At 55.3% G+C, this 18137-nt stretch carries 16 protein-coding genes; 5 read left to right on the forward strand and 11 right to left on the reverse strand.

The features are described from left to right. Nucleotides 1-126: 126 nt before the first annotated feature. The 5 genes from JRN21_05095 to JRN21_05115 form a co-directional block, all read right to left on the reverse strand. Complete coding sequence (locus tag JRN21_05095; GenBank protein MDG6988686.1) at nucleotides 127-2430, reverse strand: hypothetical protein; 2304 nt, start codon at nucleotides 2428-2430, stop codon at nucleotides 127-129. Nucleotides 2431-2674: 244 nt separating this feature from the next. Next, nucleotides 2675-3202, reverse strand: a complete 528-nt coding sequence (locus JRN21_05100) for a hypothetical protein (GenBank protein ID MDG6988687.1) — start codon at nucleotides 3200-3202, stop codon at nucleotides 2675-2677. Continuing rightward, the gene (locus tag JRN21_05105) at nucleotides 3195-3749 is read right to left on the reverse strand and encodes a signal peptidase I (GenBank protein MDG6988688.1); all 555 of its coding nucleotides are present in this window, start codon (nucleotides 3747-3749) and stop codon (nucleotides 3195-3197) included. The genes JRN21_05100 and JRN21_05105 overlap by 8 nt, the downstream gene beginning before the upstream one ends. A 105-nt stretch (nucleotides 3750-3854) precedes the next feature. Next, the gene (locus tag JRN21_05110) at nucleotides 3855-4451 is read right to left on the reverse strand and encodes a hypothetical protein (protein ID MDG6988689.1); all 597 of its coding nucleotides are present in this window, start codon (nucleotides 4449-4451) and stop codon (nucleotides 3855-3857) included. A 149-nt stretch (nucleotides 4452-4600) separates the two neighbouring features. Continuing rightward, nucleotides 4601-5224 carry a hypothetical protein gene (locus JRN21_05115; GenBank protein MDG6988690.1) on the reverse strand — a complete coding sequence of 208 codons (624 nt, stop codon included), beginning with the start codon at nucleotides 5222-5224 and terminating at the stop codon, nucleotides 4601-4603. 502 nt (nucleotides 5225-5726) lie between these two features. Between JRN21_05115 and JRN21_05120 the strand changes: the two genes are divergently transcribed. From JRN21_05120 to JRN21_05140, 5 genes are all read left to right on the forward strand, one after another. Further along, entirely contained in the window at nucleotides 5727-5942 is a 216-nt protein-coding gene (locus JRN21_05120) for an adenylyl-sulfate kinase (GenBank protein MDG6988691.1), read from the forward strand. Continuing rightward, nucleotides 5900-6151, forward strand: a complete 252-nt coding sequence (locus JRN21_05125; GenBank protein MDG6988692.1) for an adenylyl-sulfate kinase — start codon at nucleotides 5900-5902, stop codon at nucleotides 6149-6151. Before JRN21_05120 ends, JRN21_05125 begins: the two co-directional genes overlap by 43 nt. Continuing rightward, a complete protein-coding gene (locus JRN21_05130; GenBank protein ID MDG6988693.1) occupies nucleotides 6148-7338 on the forward strand; it encodes an NAD-dependent epimerase/dehydratase family protein in 1191 nt (396 codons plus the stop codon). The genes JRN21_05125 and JRN21_05130 overlap by 4 nt, the downstream gene beginning before the upstream one ends. 387 nt (nucleotides 7339-7725) lie before the next feature. Continuing rightward, nucleotides 7726-8565, forward strand: coding sequence for a class I SAM-dependent methyltransferase (locus tag JRN21_05135; GenBank protein ID MDG6988694.1), 840 nt, complete (start codon nucleotides 7726-7728; stop codon nucleotides 8563-8565). 338 nt (nucleotides 8566-8903) lie between these two features. Further along, entirely contained in the window at nucleotides 8904-9770 is an 867-nt protein-coding gene (locus JRN21_05140; protein ID MDG6988695.1) for an IS5 family transposase, read from the forward strand. An 80-nt stretch (nucleotides 9771-9850) separates the two neighbouring features. Here the strand turns inward: JRN21_05140 and JRN21_05145 are convergent, their stop codons facing one another. From JRN21_05145 to JRN21_05170, 6 genes are all read right to left on the reverse strand, one after another. After that, a complete protein-coding gene (locus JRN21_05145; GenBank protein MDG6988696.1) occupies nucleotides 9851-10903 on the reverse strand; it encodes a glycosyltransferase in 1053 nt (350 codons plus the stop codon). 198 nt (nucleotides 10904-11101) lie between these two features. Then, nucleotides 11102-12253 carry a UDP-N-acetylglucosamine 2-epimerase (non-hydrolyzing) gene (wecB, locus tag JRN21_05150; protein ID MDG6988697.1) on the reverse strand — a complete coding sequence of 384 codons (1152 nt, stop codon included), beginning with the start codon at nucleotides 12251-12253 and terminating at the stop codon, nucleotides 11102-11104. Nucleotides 12254-12432: 179 nt separating this feature from the next. Further along, nucleotides 12433-13029: a hypothetical protein gene (locus JRN21_05155; protein MDG6988698.1), complete on the reverse strand. Its 597-nt coding sequence runs from the start codon at nucleotides 13027-13029 to the stop codon at nucleotides 12433-12435. A gap of 759 nt (nucleotides 13030-13788) precedes the next feature. Then, the gene (locus JRN21_05160; GenBank protein MDG6988699.1) at nucleotides 13789-15570 is read right to left on the reverse strand and encodes a DUF2206 domain-containing protein; all 1782 of its coding nucleotides are present in this window, start codon (nucleotides 15568-15570) and stop codon (nucleotides 13789-13791) included. 217 nt (nucleotides 15571-15787) lie between these two features. After that, entirely contained in the window at nucleotides 15788-16735 is a 948-nt protein-coding gene (locus tag JRN21_05165; protein ID MDG6988700.1) for a glycosyltransferase, read from the reverse strand. Nucleotides 16736-17110: 375 nt separating this feature from the next. Next, a complete protein-coding gene (locus JRN21_05170) occupies nucleotides 17111-18100 on the reverse strand; it encodes an aldo/keto reductase (GenBank protein ID MDG6988701.1) in 990 nt (329 codons plus the stop codon). Nucleotides 18101-18137: the final 37 nt, after the last annotated feature.

The following is an 18137-nucleotide window of genomic DNA, read 5'->3' on the forward strand; positions in this document are numbered from 1 at the left end:
CCCCTGGCCTTCACGCCTTCAGGCTCGGAAGCCAGGCAGGCGTAGTAGTGATTCACGCCGAGGGACGGGGCCATGACCTGTAAGGCGCGGGACTTCCGCTCCACCCCGTGCGCATACGGGCTGGGCCTAGTACACGTCGAATGTGATGGTGTACTGCGCGTAGACGGCGCTCGTGCTCGACAGGACCTTCAGCGAGACGACCACCACCGAGGGCGTGTTCGAGGCCGTGGGGACCGCGGTGGCCGTGCCGACGACCGCGATGTCGAGGGTGGACGAGGAGCCCAGCGTTACCGGAGTCCCGCCGCTCTGGCTGACGGCGCCGTTCAAGACGATGACCTGGTCGCTCGCCGGCGCAGTGGTGAATGAGACCGTGAGGTTTGAGAGCCTGCCCAGGTTCGTCGAGCTCGCTACGCCGAGGCTGATGTTCCAGCTGACGGCGACCCCGTCGGCTATCGCGAGGACGTAGTTGTAGTTGCTTGGGCTCCGGAAGTTTGTTAGCTGGCCGGTCCCCCAGTAGATGGTGACGGCCGTCCCTCCGATCGGGTCGGTGTAGACGGTCAGGACCATGCCGTTCGACGGGATAGTAGCGCCTGAACCGGAGAACAGGGCGACTGTCTCGACCGCCTTAACGGACTTCGCCAACGAGATGGGACCGCTGCCCAGCACCGTCCCCACGATCCCGCCGGCGGAGTTGACCACGTATACCGAGGCGGTTACTGTGCCGGCGGCGCTCGTAGACTCCCAGATGTCTTGGGTCCAGCTCCCGCCGTAGAGGGTGCCGCCGGCGGGGTAGGCAGGCGTCCAAAGGAAGGCTGAGGCTCCGGGGTTCAGCGTGATGGAGCCGCTCGTGGCAGGAGCGGCCAGGCTGGTGTCGGCGCTCGGGGGGGACGTCCCAGCGGAGATGGCGTCTGCCACGATCACCCAGTTCTCCGACGAGCCGAGGGTCACGGACACGGTCGCGCTAGACTGCAGCGAGGTGACCGCCTGATATTCGGCCCCGGCCTTGACTGTCCCGGTCACCGGGGAGACGGTGGCGACCGTGGTGAATCCCGTCCCTGCCGTGAACGTGGGGCTGTTCTGCGAGACCACGACCCCCACCAGGAAGTCGTTGGGGAAGGCGGTGGTGACGGTGGTGGACGCCGACGTCCCGGTCCCGGAGGTCGTGCTGGGGGACGCGAGGTTCGGGTCGAAGGGGAAGGCGGTGTCGGCCCCGCTTATCCCCATGGCTATCACGACTGCGTCCGCCGGCGAATTGAGGCCCACCGTGATGGTGTCGGAGCTCAGTGCCGAACTAGTGACTGCGTACCAGGTCTCGATCCTTACGCTTGTCCCAAGGTTCTGTGAGCCCCTCAGGGTGTATGTCAGCGCTGACGAGTCCGTAACCGAGAGGACGGTTTGGCTCTTAGAGTTGAGGATTCCGACGATGACGTATATCACGTCCGACGTCCCGGTGGTCGTGAGGACGGCCGAGAGGGTCTTGCTGTTGGACACCACGGCCGGGAACGCGCAGCCTATCCCCGCCCAGTCGACCTTGACGCTCCCGGTGGCTGGGAAGGTGGTAGGCGAAGCCACCCCGGCGGTGGCGTACTCTCCGGAGCCGCCGTCGTTCGCCGAGGATGTGTCGGACAAGGTGAATCCGGTTCCTGCGGTGAGCGTTTCGCTCTTGGTTCCGGCAGAGTTAGCCGCGTAGGCGGCGACCAGGAAGGAGGACGCTGTGAAAGCGGTGGAAGATACGGCCAGCGAAGTTCCCCTGCCCGTCCCCGTGCCGCAGGTCAACCCGGTGGTGGTGAACCCGCTGGTCTCGTAGATGTCGAGCTTGGAGACCACCTGCGTGGTCCATGAGACAGTGGGCGTCATAGCCCCGGCGGAGCTCGTGGTGCAGTACCACATCGCGGTCTCCACGGTGTTGGTGACCGGGCTCCCTGATGCCGGGGTGAAGCTCGCGCACCTCTTCCCACCCTGCCCGTCGTTGATGGAGGGCGAGGACACGGCGCCAAGCCACTCGATGGATACGACGACTATGTCCCCTGATGCTACGCTGCTGGCGAACGCCTTCGAGCACGTGGTCCCTGAGGCGCAGGCGTTGTACGTGTTCTGTATCAGCGTCCCTGAGGCCGACACCGAAGTGCCGCTGGCGGAGCCGTCGAGGGCGGGCGAAGCCGTCGGCGCGTTGGCGCTCTCGTAGAACTCGAGGCCTGCAGTAGCCGTCACCGTGGCCGAGTTCGAGAGGGTCGTGGTAGATGCGCCCGCAGTCCCCGGCTGAAGCGAGACGGAGGGGCTCTGCACGGTCGCTGCTTGGTCCGAGTACTCGTAGCCGTATATGCTGGCTAACGCTGGAAGGGCAGCGGTTACGACCAGGAGAAGGAGGAAAAGGGCGGAAAGTCGCCGGACCCTCGACGGAGCCCTGTCATCCGAGGCAGTTACGCCCACTGAGCAGCCACCCTGGAGGAGATGGTGCGCTTCCTTCCGAGGCTTTCCCGCACAACGAAGCTCGAGCCCCAGGCCCCTTGGGCAAAGTGCCTCGACTCCGCAGAAGCAGAGAGCAGTGGAGGCGGGGCGACAGCTGCGTCAGGGCGGGGCCCGACCTCTGGATGGCGGCTCTCTGACACGAGAGTCGAGCCGGAGCTCTGCCGCGCGGAGTCACACATAGTCCCGGCGACGACCTGCCCGTCGGTCACGGACCGGCCTCTCCCTTTGCGTTCGCGGCTTGGGCTCCCTTTGCCTTCCTCCCGAACACGACGAGCAGGAACACGACCAAGCCGATGCTCAGGGCGAACAGCGCGTATACACCCTCGATCGGGATTACGGGGACGAAGGGGAGGCTCACGGGAAGGCCGTTGACGAAGGCGCTTGTGAAGTAGAGGACCCCGAGCCCTGACGGTATGGTCCCGCATGTTGCGAGGATCGCGCTCTCGAAGGGCCTCCTGCGCACGAAGAGGAGGTAGAGGTTGGTCGCGAACAGGGTGAGCACGGAGAGCATCGCGTAGGCGAAGCTGTAGTAGAACTGCAGCTCCGTCGAGAGCGAGGTCAAGAGCGAGGGGCCGGAGACCAGCTCCGCGAAGCCGATCAAAGCCGCGGCGTCGAGGACGTAGGGGTACGGCGCAGGGAAGTGCCTGTCAAGCAGGACAGTGAGGATGCTCGCGCCCAGGAATATGTCGATTCCTATGAGGATGAGGAACTCGGGAGCGAAACCGCTAGTCATGCTTCTCCTCCTTGCCGGCCTCCTCTGCAGCCTGGGCATTCCTCCCGTACCATACGAAGAAGAGGAGCAGCGCCACGAAAGCGTAGGGGAGCATCACGTATGCCCCTTCGAACCCCCAGAGCGCCGGAGACAGGTAGCCCAGGGCCGGGACGACGAGCATGACCTGCGAGAGGTAGTAGGGAGCGGTGAGGTTCCAGGGGTCCGGCGCAGGGTTGGTCGCGTTGTTGTCCCCCTTGGTGCGATAGCAGACCTGCCCCCCGCAGGTTCCAGCCCAGACTATCCTGTGGACCACTGTCGCGGGGTTCCCCTCCGGGTCGTGGAACACGACTATGTCCCCCACGCGCAAGCTTGAGAACGGGGCCCTGTAGGTCAGCACCAAGCCGCCGTAGTTGATCGTAGGAGACATGCTGCTCGGGTTGTCGCTGATCACGTACAGGGTCTGGACGCCGAAGGCGTAGCTCACCCCCACGTAGAGCGAAAGGACCAGCAAGGCGGTAAACGCGACAGACTCCGCGTACTTGAGCCCCACCCGAGCCTTCGGGTTCAAAGCTCACCGTGCAACCCCTCGTCGTTTCGTACGGACGCAGCGGCGTCCGGCCGGCGCGCGGGCGGAGAGGCCGTTACGTCGGCGGAGGGCAAGATCGGCATCTTCTCACGCCCATTGCACCGCTATCTGGAACGTCACCGACGAGCTTGCGGAGGCGCCAGACGCCGCGTATGCGGCTATCTCGATGTACTGGGTGGCACCGCTCGCTATCGACTGTGGAAACGTCCCTGACACGCTTCCGCCAGAGAGTGTAGACGATGTTATCGCGAAGCTCCCCACGCAATTGGCCGGAGTCACCAGAGCCCCTGCGGCCGTGAACTCGGTCTGAGTCGTGCAGTAGTAGATCGTAATCGAACCGAGGTCAGCCGTCGTCCCTGCTATGTTGAGGACCTGGACGCTCTTGATGCTGTGAGCGGCAGAGGGGGACGTGTTCTTTACCTCAGTGAAGTTGGAGTAATACGTCGCTGGCACGGGTGAGGCCCCGGTCGACGCAGGGAAGAGACTCAGGGTAGCGGTCATGACGTCGAATGTGGAAGAGACCGAGCCGCTCGCGCACGGATATGCAGTGCAGGAACCGCTGATGTCGCCCCCGACGACAAGTTGGACGTCGGGAGTTCGTACCGTCGCACTGCCGTTGGTGTAGAAGAAGACAGACACCGTGGCGCTGGCTGTCGCCACCACCGCTGCAAGGAAGAGCACCAAGAGGGCTCTTCCCCATCTCTCATGGTAAAGGTGCCTCAGGGTCCGTTTTACGAATCTAAACATAAAGAAGTGGCCAGACTGAGCCCTACCCTGAGGGTTCCATGCAGCCTGGCCGCTGGGGAAGTGGGCTCCAAGAGGTGACATCCCCCTTACGCCCACGATACTTGTAGGTCGAAGGTCACGGTATTCGCAGCTGTCGCGCCGGACGCAGCGTGGGCAACCACTTCGATGTAGTTGCTGGTGCTAGCAGTTAGCGAATACGGGAAAGTAACTGCTCCGGTCCCGGTGGGAGGTGTGGTTGACGTTATCGCATAAAGCTCGCAATTCGATGATGTTGGAGCGTTTGTTTGGGTAGGACAGTAGTAGACATCGATCACGCCTAGTGAAGAACTTGCGTCCACTATGTTTGAGATGCTGAAAGAGACGATGTTATGTGCGGATGATCCCGCGTTGGTGACGTTCAGGAGGTCGGTGTAGTATATGCTAGGCTGCGGACTTTCAGTTGCCGATGGGAAGAAGGTGATTCCGATGGTCGCGAAGTCGTTCGTTGGCGAGAGGGTGACCGTAGGGTGGTAGGACGAGGCGCTCGAGGCGTCAAACCCAACCGCGAACTTGACGTCGGGTGTGGCGACTGTTGCTGTCGCGCTTCCGTAGTAGATGACGAAGACTGATGCGCTGGCTGTGGCTACTAGTCCGGTTATGATGAGGACGGGAAGGATCTTCCCGAGCTTCGAACCGTACAGTGCTTTGATTGCCTTCTTGAAGGAGGCCATGAATTCGTCAATCGCCCATTCTGGTTCGCTGATAAACTTTTATGGAGGGATAGTCAAGATTTTTCCTCGATTATTTGGTGGGTTCAGCAAACGCGTAGGCTCTGGCTTATTGTCTCATGTGATATTCAGTTCATGGACGAAGCTTTGCGAGCCTCGCGCAGCAGTAAACTCAGGCCAATGACTCAACTTACTTTGACAATGGGTTTACAAGTTTCGCGAGCAAGCGTCAGGCCAGGTTTCGGTCGCGACCTCCTCGACCAGATCCAGTACGAGGCCCTGCTGCACCGAGTCCTGGCGCGCGTCAAGAACCGTCCCCAGGGCTTTGGTCGGAGCGCGGAACCCGTCGCCTCGACCCTGCAGCCAAAGAAGGGCGGGACCCCCCGACCCCCTGCTGGATCCCTCCTCTGTCCGCGTCTCTGTTGACGGTTGGGTTCCCCGACCACTCCTCTTCCATGCTGGCCGGAGCGTCGACGGCGCACAGCCTGAAGGGTTCGTGCTCTGGATGACAGGGCTACCCGGCTCGGGCAAGTCGACCATAGCGCAACTCCGGAGCAGGCGGCTCAGAGAGGATCATGGGCGGAACGTGGAGGTCCTCGACGGGGATGAAGTCAGGAAGGGCTTGTCATGTGACCTCGGCCTTTCCAAAGAGGACAGAGAGGAGCACAAACGAAGGGCATCCACGTTGCCAAAGTCCTTTCCAGGAACAGGGCGATCGTGATCTCGGCCCTCATCGCGTCCTACAGGGCCTCGAGGGCGGCCGCCAAGGAGATAATAGAGCCAGAGAGGTTTCTCGGGGCATACATCAAGGCGCCCCTTGAGGTCTGCGAGGCGAGGAACCCGAAGGGACTGTATGCGAAGGTCTTCTTGCCCAGAGGAACACACACTCAAACCCTTTTCTACCGTCGTTCTGAGCTTCAGCACCCTTGAGGATACTCATTGCTGGGATGGACGGGTATCTTGGATGGTCGCTCGCATTGCATCTAGCCAAGCGAGGACACGAGGTGGCTGGCTTCGACAACTTATCCCGCAGGTCGCTGGTCGCCGAGATCGGTTCGCAGAGCATGACCCCAATACTGGGTATGGAGAACAGGCTGGAGGCGGCCAAGGAGGTTCACGATTTCGACATCGGGTTTGGGCACGGGAGCACGCTCGACTATGGGTACCTCAGAGATGTCTTGAAGGAGTTCAAGCCGGAGGCAATCGTTGATCTCGCGGAGATGCCTTCTGCACCCTACAGCATGATAGACAGGGAGCATGCAGTCTTCACTCAGACGAACAACGTCATCGGGACCCTCAATCTGCTCTTCGAGATGAAAGAGAACACAAGGGGTGCCCACCTAGTCAAGCTTGGGACGATGGGGGAGTACGGCACCCCAAACGTAGCTATCCCTGAGGGGTTCTTCGAAGTCGAGTACCGTGGAAGAAAGGACATACTGACCTTCCCGCGTCAGGCTGGATCGTGGTATCACTGGAGCAAAGTCCATGACACCGGGAACATCGCGTTCGCATGTAAAATCTGGGGGCTACGTTCGACAGACATAATGCAAGGGGTCGTCTACGGGACGCGTACCCCCGAAATGACCGATGACAGGCTTCTAACAAGATTCGATTTCGATGAAGCATTTGGAACCGCGATTAACAGGTTCTGCGCCCAAGCCGCAATCGAATACCCAATCAGCCCCTACGGGACCGGCCAGATGCGACGGGGGTTCATTGCCCTGGTAGATTCTATCCAGTGCATGACTATAGCCATCGAGCACCCACCCGAGGAGGAGGAATACAGAGTATTCAACCAACTGGATGAGGTCTATGGGATCGGCGAGTTGGCCAACAAGGTGGCCACGGTGGCAAGAAACAAGTTCGGCCTGAAGGGCGAAATATCGTACGTTAAGGACCCGAGAATGGAGGCCCAAGAGCACTTTTATGAAGTGGACCACGAACAACTGAAGAACTTGGGGTTCAAGCCCACCAGGACTTTGTTGGCTGAGCTTGAGATTATACTTGGAGACTGTATGAAGTACAAGAGTCGGATAGTTGAGAAGAAGGAGCACATCAATCCTACAATCACTTGGAATAAGGGAAAAGAACAAGGCAATCTGCTAGGCCATATATGACTCTCGTCAAACTACATTCAGAGAATGGACCTTTTGAGGAAGCAACGTCCGCTTCACCTCGCTCGTAAAAGAAAAGGAGTGCCACGGTGGGCACGTTCTCTTGCAGGGCCCGGACTGACACCAAGGTTAGTAGGTTGGAGAGATATAGGCGAGAGGGAGACACCCAGCGCTCAGGGGTTCATTCCCTGTCCGCATTGGGGAGTACGAATCCGCAGTTGAACTGTCCGCTTCCCCTCTCACGCTTCGCTTGGGAATCAGACTCGTCGCAGGCACGACCAAGTCCAACCTTACACGAGGTGCTCCGCGCTATCTTAGCAGCTACTACAGTCACTACTGGTAAGCACGCACATTGGAACATTTAACTCATGGTACGTTGACAAATCACGAATGCAAGAAGAGAGCACCAGGTACACAGGAGTACCCAATTGGTCTGACTTCCGGGCATTGAGAAGGAGTCAAACGCTCAGAATCTTAGAGGAATATTCGAACGAATTCTTACGAGCCAATGCGAGCGTTACCAACTTGTACAAATGGTCTCTTGATCCGTTACATCACTGGAGCCGTCTCTGGGAGTATCCCTACTGTTGGCGGATTCTTCGCGCTTACTCTGCCGGTCGAACCGTTCGCATCCTAGATGCGGGGTGTGGTTGGACATTCTTCCCGTATTTTCTCAGCGCCAAACTGCCACGCAGCACCGTCGTCGGATGTGATTCTGACAGCAACCTCAGCCAGTTGTTCAATTACTCCAACGCTAGAATGAGATGCACCGTCGACTTTGATGTCGAGAGTCTTGAAGAACTTGCATACCCCGATGCTAGTTTTGACGTCGTGTACTGCATTTCGGTCCTCGAACACCTTAGAGAGCGCAACAAAGCGCTAGGGGAACTAAAGAGGGTGCTGAGAAAGGGCGGGTTGCTTCTGCTTACTTATGACATTTCACCGGATGGCTTGAGTGACATACCAATTGCCGAAGCAAGACAGCTTCTAGAGCGGCTGCAGAAAGAATTTTCCCCTGTCGGTAACTATTCCTTGCGACTCATTTCAACGCAAAAAGGAATCTTGGGCAGATTCCCCATGCGGACCCCTTCTGAACTCTTTGCAACTTGCGTCCGCTTCGTTAATCGCGATATCAGATGGGATCACTTGGTCAGTTCATTCGGCCTCACCTTTCACCGGCGTGGTTTCCAAGGAAAGACTATCTTCGCAGGCGCGTTTCTCCGCGACTAGCTCTAGCTTTTGGCAGTTGGATAAGACGCCCGATCGTGAGCAAGCCTGGGCCCTCGAGTTCAATAAACGAAAAGTTGATGTAGAGAACTCTCAAATTGGTCTGGCCAGCTGTTCTAGGGCGTTGATGCTCGGGTTAGGTGGACAAGAGCCCTGGCTATGCCGGCAAGGAAAGCCACGATCGTAGCACGCAATACCTAGAACTCGGACTCTAGCTCTTCTATCAGTCGAATTTGCCTTTACAAGCTTATGCAAGGCCGTGCTGTGTTGCACGATTTGACTTCATGAACGAGTAATCATGGTTCAAGTGTGCTTGTACGTATCAGACGCTCTCCGAACTCATGTCGACGACAGACAGGGACTGGCACAGGTACAACGAGGCTCTGGTGAGGAGGGGGGAGCTGAACCTCGACTCCTCCGTCGTGGAGGAGTGGAAGACCGAGCTGAAGAAGGCTAACGACGGCAAGGTGGGGGAGCCCTACCGCTACCCCGAGTCGTACATCAGGTTCCTGGCGTTCGTCCGGCTGCTCTTCCACCAGCCCTACAGGCAGACCGAGGGGTTCGTCCACTCCCTCTCCAGGTTCGTGGACGGCCTCCACGCTCCTGACTACTCCACCATAGACAGGAGGGCGAACCGCCTTCGGGTCGACCTGGACGAGTCGCTCGTCAGGTCGAACGACCCCGTCAGCATCGCGGTGGACGCATCAGGGGTCAAGGTCCACAACGGAGGGGACTGGATCCGACGCGTCTGGAAGGTGAAGAAGGGGCACCTGAAGATACACTTCGCAGTCGACGTGAAGACAGGGCAGGTGGTATCCATGGACGTGTCGTCGGAGAAGGTCGGTGACGGGAGACGGCTGAAGAGGCTGGCGAGGAGGGTCCTGGCGGACGAGGCGTACGACTCGAAGGCCAACTTCAACTTCCTCGCTGGGGAAGGGATCGAGCCCGTCATCAGGCTGGCCAAGAACTCGGTCCCGAAGTGCAACGGCTCCTACGCCAGGAAGAAGGCAGTCATAGAGCAGCAGGCCTTCAGACCGAAGGCCTGGTCGAGGATACACAGGTTCGGGCATAGGTGGATGGTCGAGGGGGCCTTCTCGTGCATCAAACGCATCTTCGGGGAGTACGTCACGGCCAGGGAGTTCGTCAACATGGCCAGGGAGATGGCCATGAAGGCGTACATCTACAACGGGTTCATCGCGGCGAGGTAGAGCGAGGGGCCAGAAGCCCAGCCACGACCATGCCCGGTCATGGATTCGTGCAACGCAGCACAAGTCCGGCGTAAGGTTTACTACTCTAGTACGGACTCGTACACAGCCCTGAGCGATTCTGCCACGGCTTCCCATCTGCATCGGGTAAGAATGCTGGCCTTCAATGCGAGATTCCTGGGAGCCGACCTCGCTTCCTTAAGGCCATTCATTATAGACTCGACAGACCCAGGATTGACATAGATAGCTTTGTCAGAGAAATACTCGGTAGTGCTTCCTCGATTCGTCAGCACGAGTTTGCAGCCTGCGACTGCGGCCTCAAGCGCAGCAAGGCCCGGCGTCTCGAGCCAGCTGGGTAGAGCAAACACTGATGCGGCTGCATAACAAGACAAAAGGAGGGGAGAGTCGTGCTCGATGTCAGTAAGAAAGAGAACTTTACCACCTTGAGCTTCGCGGAGGCACCGGTCGTAGTACGCGTGTTCTATTGGTTTTCCAACAACAACCAGAGGGATTCCCAGCCTCTTGCACGCATTAATCAGTCGAAGTGTATTCTTTCTAGCACAGATATTCGCAACGGTAAGAACAAATTCTTCGAGATTGTACTGATTTCTGAATACATCTGGTCTGGCGTCGGCAAACCTAGCATCCACACCCGCCGGAATCACCTCAAATTGCGCGGAAGTGGGGAATTCCGCGCGCAAGACTTCTTCTTCCAGTCGTGAATTGGTCGTAATGACGCGGGAATACGACATCAGCATGGCTGCCGGGTCAAATGGCAAAGGTTCCGCAATTCTGAAGTAAAGGCGACTCCGACGTCCTAGACGCAGGGCCCTCTGAATCAACCGACTTAACCTGGCATTAGGATATTCATTGAGGAGTTCGTCTGTCGGCCAATATACGGGCTGAAGGATTATAGGAATCCCTAATCTGCGTGTGAACCGTGCGATTTCAAGGTTCGAGAGCCTGAACTGGTAGAGATGAACCAAGTCAAAGTCCCGGATTTTGTCGGCAACAGGGTTGAATAGTTCGACTTCAACGCCTATTCTTGAAAGATAATCCTTCTTCTTCAGAACCGCAACTTCTCCCCCACCTGCCACCTGGAAGTCTGATGTGCCAGTTACGAACAAGACCCTCATACGCAGGATGTTGCTGCAGAACGGCGTTATGAAAAGGGTTCCTACGCCGCGAGCACAGCCCCGGTTACTCCCGTGAATCGCTTAGAGAAACCATAACAGGGAGAATTACCAATTCCAGACGGAGTCTCATTTGGGCAAGCCTCGTCTCTGGCCAGACGCCAACCCATGGTGGAACGGCAAGTCTCACTGCTGACATGGTCACGCTTTACTCACTCGTCCGTCGTGCATGTGCCGTCCTCCGAATAGTTCGTTGTCTAGAATTGACACAATTCTCTTCGCAGCACCAGGGGCATAAGGGTTGCGCCACGAACGGTCGTTCAGCATTTGATTCCTGCATCCGTCAAGGAATGGAGTTCGATCTAGACCCGTGACAACATTAGCCCCCACTTTGACGGTCTCAGGACGTTCCGTATTATCACGGATTGTCACACAAGGGACGCGTAGGATGCACGCTTCTTCCTGGATTCCACCGCTATCAGTGATAACGAACGAAGCGTTGTCAAGAAGGTTCAGAAAATCCAAGTATCCTAGGGCAGGGAGCACAACCACGGATTGGGGAACCGATAAGTTGAATTGTTTGATTCTCCTCTCGGTTCTGGGATGAACACTGAAGATAACTGGTAGTTTGATATGGTCGACTAATTCAGCAAGAAGAGAAGACAAGAGCCTTAGTCTTTGCGGGTTGTCCACGTTTTCTTCCCGATGCGCGGTAAGGACGATGAACTCTTTTGGTGAGAGATGTAAATGCGTCAAGATTGTGCTCTTCGCTTGAGCCGTTTCTCTGTTTTGGATGACTGCATCAGCTATAGTATTCCCAACCACGTAGATGCGTCCACGTACCCTATCTCTGATTAGATTTTGACGGGCCCCTGTGGTTGGGGCAAACAAGTATTCGGAGATGTGGTCAAGCATTACACGATTGTGTTCTTCAGGCATCCGCCAGTCGTTACTTCGTAACCCGGCCTCGATGTGACCAACCATTATGCCAAGTTTCCGCGCCGCGAGACCTCCCGCCAGATTCGTGTTAGCGTCGCCTCCCACCAACGTACACGTAGGTCTTTCTTTCAGGAGAGCGTTCTCGACACCAGTGAGCATTATTGACGTCTGTTCTCCATGGAAATACGACTCGTCGACACCTTCAACGTGATACTCAGGGCGTGGCAATTCGAGGTCTGAGAATAGATCTTCGCTCATGTTGCGCGAATAGTGTTGACCTGTGTGGACGACGAAAAACTTCATTCCGCGATTATCAAGTTCCTTGATGATTGGGCTCATCTTGATTATTCCAGGACGGGTCCCTAGTACCACGCAGATGGAATCACCTAGTTCGTCCCGAGTCAAGACTTTCATTACTTTCATTGATCGTAGTCGCTTGTCCTCGCAGTTCCCCTGAAAAAAAGATAATCCGACCCATTTCGCCACGGACCCGTTCCTATTGTAGAACTACCGTGTCGTGGGTCTAGCGGGTTACGATACCGACTCCCGATGCTGCCTTCGTTGAGCATGACGTGAATAAGATGTCACTGCCCCTATTGATTCGTGGGAGTCACATAATTGAAGGCTCGGCCAATCATATATTGGGACCCCAGAACGGGATAGGGCACTAATTTACCCATACCCTCCGAGTTAAACTCGTTTACTGCTGCTAGGACCCCCCTTCGGGGGTCGCCTCTGAAGACCCAAATGCCATCGAAGTAGAACGGAGTGCCGTCTCTGAGAATCGGCCGAAGCCAGCTCAACACTTCTTTCGCGGAGCTGTAGTAGTCTACATCCACTGTGACGACCGAGGGAGGACGGCTCCTCAGGGTCTCACTCAGAGCAGGTGTGAGAGAGTCAGTAAAGAAACCGGGGACAAAATGGACGTTGTCTTGTTCGGGGCCAATCCCAAGCCGCCTGAGCAGTCGTTTAATTTCAGGGACAGAATGCCGAAACGCTCCTGGGCCGAAGTACGCGAAGTCGCCCTTCCAGTCCATCTTCGGGGGAAGACCTTGGAAGCTGTCAAAGAGGTAGATGTGGCAGTCGCGGGTATTTACTATCGAGTCATAGCAGAGAGACTGAAGCGCCTTAATATATCTGAAAAGCGTTCCTCCCCACCCGACTCCGAACTCGTAATAGATGGGCGTCAAGTCACCCAGTATGGCCTGATCTCTCAATGCCTCATAGAACCACGACCTCAGAGGGTCGATGTCCAGCCTCTTACCGACGCATTCGGCTAGCCGGACACCTACAATGGGACTTGAAGTACTCACGAGAGATGATAAGAGCCCAGAATAGAAACTGATTCTTTGGCGAGAGCCACTGTCATAAGGTTCGGACATGGGCGCCTTAGTAGTATCCCATGCCTGCCCAAGGTATAACCTTTGACCTTCCTGGCGCCCTCAGAAGATTCGCCCTACTCTGTCCGCAAAGCGCCAGGAAGGCCAGTTCCAATAGCTCTAGTTAGACCTCGACCTTTGCACTCCTCCGGCATAGCCCATATCCACCAAGAGGTGGATAGCGCGCTGCTTCTCCTCAAGGAGTTGCTCCCTCGGCCCGCGGACATCCTTCTTGACCTGCTTGAGATCCCTAGTCTCCAGCATTTCGGATGGAAAGACACGTGGTGACGTTGTCGGAGCCTTGATTTGACCCTACATCCTTGGCGGTCCAGAGAACCCCGGAGTCAGAGAAACAAGATGTCGACTTGTTGCGTGGAATTCACGGCATTAGAGAGCCACCAAGACTCTCACAGTGGTGGGGAAGGAGAGACAACCACCGAGCTCCCAAAGCTACTTGGCTCTCTTCGTCTTCCATTGATATGAACAGCTGAATTGTTCACTCATTCAACCTGAATGAAGATGTATTGAAAAACTGCCTGATTGTCAGAAAAGTTGCGGAGAACATACCTTTTACGAAGACCAAAGGAAGATTTTCGTGCCAGAATTGTCATAAACAAGCGACGAGTTGGCCAAATGGTCGGATATTCGTTCGTAAGAGTAGATGACCATGTAGTTCTGATATGACTTGGTAACCAACACACTTCCGCTCTGTATGTTGAAGGATCCCAAGAGAATTTCGGAACCAACTGGGATATCTAGGAAGTTGATCGGAATCTGGAGCGAACTATTTCCCTCATAGTCTGCCAAGAGGAGCCTTCGATAGACATCAGCGAACATGTGTCCGCCATTCGGCGTGTGTCCGACCATCCAAGTAGCGCCAGATACTTCAAGCAGGTTGAAAGCGGCGTAGTCCACGTTGCTTGTAAGGGAAATGGCCGTACCTCCTGAAGTAAGCTGCCCACTCGCCAAGTAAGCCACACCGCTGTTGAATAAGAAGAAGACCGACAGAAAAACTGCGACAATCTTTAGGGCGGCCGTGTGACTCAAACTGAACTTGGTGAACTTCGCGACGCAAACTCTGGCGATGGTAATCAACCCCACTATTGTGAGTGGAGCATACAACAACTGTGAGACGTGATAAATACGCTCAATGTTCAACGCCGCACCAAAATCAGGAACTATGAATGTCAGACCAAAAAGAATCAAAGCCGACACAGAAAGAGCAGTGTATTCAGCCTGGAAACCAGCGGTTCTATGGGAACGCGCAACCCAAACCAGACCAATAACAGCGAAGACCACGGCGCTTCCGGTGAGATAACGCGAAACAGTCTGGAGCGGAAATGAAGGAGATGAAATCACACCAACTCCTTGAACTGTAAGTGGGTTCAAGAATGAATTAACGAACGCCTGCTCTGCGTGGCGAATCAACCCGACGAAGTCCGAAAATGAAATTGAGGCAGCTACAGCGATGTTCCACGAGAGAACCAAGAGCGTGAGCAAGAGAAGAAACCGCCAATTCGCTAATCTAGCCCGTACCGTTTGGCCATTCTTCCAAGTTTCGCCGCTCGAGTTCGGGGTCGACGCTCGGTCCTGATTGGGTCGACGCACAATCATGGAAGGAAGCCTTGATCGCGCAATAAGCAACACAACCCAAGCGATAATGGTCAGGAGCAAAGTCAGGTACGCGATGCTGTAGTCTGAAATGACCACACCAATTGTTAACAAACTGACAACCAAAGGTGCGCGTCCTAGCCGCTTCTCTACGATGAAGAGTACAAGCATGACCAGCAGCAACTCCGCGATTTCCTGCGAGGCAACGGCGAGTATTTCAGTATAGAAAACGTACGTTACAACAATATAATAAGATCCTAGAAACGCAACTGGCTCACTGGTCTGGCTGCGGAAGACCCGATAAAGGACAAGCGGAACTAGGGAGAAAAGGAAAGGGTAGGTCAACTTGAAGGTCCAGATTAGGGGCACGTGACTGACGAGAGAATACGCAGGTGCAAGTAAAACGACGCTCAGAGCCCCGTTGTCAATCAATGCAGTTGCAGCATGCCAACTCGAGTGTGACAACACGAGATTCGCGACATAGTATTCTCCTTGGATGTCAAACCCCACGAGGCCATTCGAAAAAAGGGATGTGTGCCAGACCAAGGCAACAGCGGCCGTCCACAATGCCATTGGGTAAACTCGAGCATCTGGAGGTCGAAATACCATCATCATTGGAAGCGCAAGTACTGAAAGAAGAAAGATAATTTCGAGCCAATTTTCCGAATAAGCATTCATCAGGGAAATACCTGCGACAGAGGTCGCGACCAAGCCAATGCCGAACACCGCACCTGCGGCCAATCCACTTGACCTCGAGCGGGTCATCTACATCGCTTGTATCCATACCAGGGAATATTCAACGCTTTGTGACTGCGCCTGCTACGACCACAAGTCTGGTTCCCATTCTCCCGATTACAATCGACTTCAGTCAACCTTTCCGTCACCCCTCTTGAGCTGTTCAAATGACTTTGGTCCCCCAACTGACTTCATTACCTTGAGTCACCATAACAGAATCGTTTCATAGGCCGCGCAACAGCACTTGAACCTGCTCAGCGGAAGTTCGCCGAGAGTACTCAGTAGTGAGGAGATTGAGGGCATTCCTTGCGAGAGAAATTCGTTTGCTTTCAGATTTTGCTAAACTAATCACCGAATCCAGGAAAGTCTCGTCTACTGACTCGCATATGACCGCGTGGACACCGTTAACCAAGCCGATTCCTTCCACTCCCTTTACAGTGGATACAATTGGGATTCCATGGGAGATATAATCAAAGACTTTAGTCCGGATGCCAGTACCGCTTGTAGTCGGAACAATTGCAACATCACCAAGAGCGAGAAAGGCTTCCAGATTTGGCACGTGCCCATAAGATCTTATGTTCCCTCGTTCATAAGGTGGAAGATCTGTACCAGCAAGGAGGACGCGGATCGTGTTGTCTCTCTTCTGCAATTCAGGCGCTATGTACTCTTCAATAGTCTTGAACGCTTCGAGATTAGAGGGATGCCGATAGATGCCGTGAAACACAACGTTAGTCACCAGGTTATCCTTGGTCCCGATTAGTTTTTGCTTTGGCTCGTACCATGGTTTTACCAGGACGGTCCGTTCGGGTGGTACGCGGTAGAGCGTACAGAACCTCTGCTGGTCTAGTGGGCTCAAAACAGCAATCCTATTGCTCCTGCGGCAGCTAATCAATTCGATGACTCTGACGAGACCGATAAATATCTCCCTTAGGAACTGACGCACAATTGGTAGCCTCGCCAGCCTGAAGTCTAGACTGACCCTCTTCCAAGCGATGTTGGCGTGATCCGCGACCACATCATGTGCGTCATAGATGATAGGGACACCTAATGACACAAGAGAAGCCGAGCCAATCCCATATGGTTCGCTGACTATCACCAAGTCAATCGAGTTCCTGACTATCGACCTCCGCAGAGCCATCAGGTAGAGCGGATTCAAGTCTGTAAGAAACATGAGACATTTCCCCCCAAGAAATAACTGGCGGAATGATGACTCCCATGGTCCATATCGATTTCCAGGCTCCACACGGCTTGGTTTTCTCCGCGCGTTCAAGAAGAACAGGTGATTGTTTTCGCTTAGCAGCCCTATCAACTTTGATCTCGTTGCAGTCGTACCTCCATCAATGTTACCAATGTTGGGACTCGTGGTAACGAGTAGTATGTTTCTTTCTTTAGAGGGCAACTTATTGGGTCCGGACAAGCCTTGTTGTTATTCGGTTTTCAGGGGCCTTTGAGACCATTGTGGTTTTCCTCTTCGTCAGAGTCTGATTGGTATCTGCAATCTGTCAGCACCACCACGAATCTGCCAAATTTGAGTTGAGATTGCACGTCAATTATCTTCTGAGTTCGCAGAAGGGTGGCTAAAGTAGGCGACTCGTAACGCTTCCTTGGTCCACGAGATAGGTCTTACCGCATAGTGGTCGAGTACATATCTTGATAGTCCCACTCGTGGGGTTGCTTTATCAATCAGTTCCAGATCGGAACGCGACAAGAAGAGTTCAGCAGCAACCGCATTCTCCTCGGCTTCTGCGGGTTTTAGTGAAGCCGGGATCGGAACGCATTGTCTGTGTGAAGCAATCCACGCGAGAGCGATTTGGGAAATCGACGCGCCCTTCTTATCTGCAATCTCCTTCAGGACATCAAGCAACCGTTCTAACCTACCTATGAACCCGATGTTCGAAAGGAAGTTGAATGCCCTTGCCCGGTCGTTAGGAGGAGACTTGCTGTTGTACCTCCCCGTGAGGAGGCCCCCCGCGAGGGGACTGAACGCTATGACACCAATCTTGTTCCTTAAACAATAAGGAATTGTGTATTTCTCAGAGAACCGAGAGACCACATTGTACTCGACTTCATTCACCGAGAGCTCCGTATTCCTGAGGGCTCGGATTACCTTGTTCAGCTGAATCGGGTGATAGTTGCTCGTCCCAATGTACCTCACCTTGCCCAGTTCTACGAGTTTCTCGAGCGCACCGAAGGTTTCCCGCGTTCGTATGAGCGGATTGGGGTAATGCACGAGGTACAAGTCAATATATCTCAAGCCCATCCTCTCCAGGGTTCTGTCAGCAGCCTTCAACACATTCTCGTACCTTAGGTTCCAGGGTGCCACCTTGGAGACCACGACATAGTCGTCGCGCCTGTATTTTTGTAAACACGCTCCCAGCAACCTCTCCGACTGGCCGTCGCCGTAGGTTTCAGCTGTATCAAACATGTTGACCCCGTTTCTCATAGCTGCATCGACCGTCTCGAAGACGTCTTGCCTTCTGAACGTCGTGCCGTAACCCCAAGGGGGGGTTCCAAACTGGCCCGTCCCTTGTCCCACGCGGGACACTCGAAGTCCGTTGCTGCCCAACATGACA

The sequence above is a fragment of the Nitrososphaerota archaeon genome, assembly GCA_029785825.1.
Classification (GTDB): Archaea; Thermoproteota; Nitrososphaeria; order Nitrososphaerales; family Gagatemarchaeaceae; genus UBA183.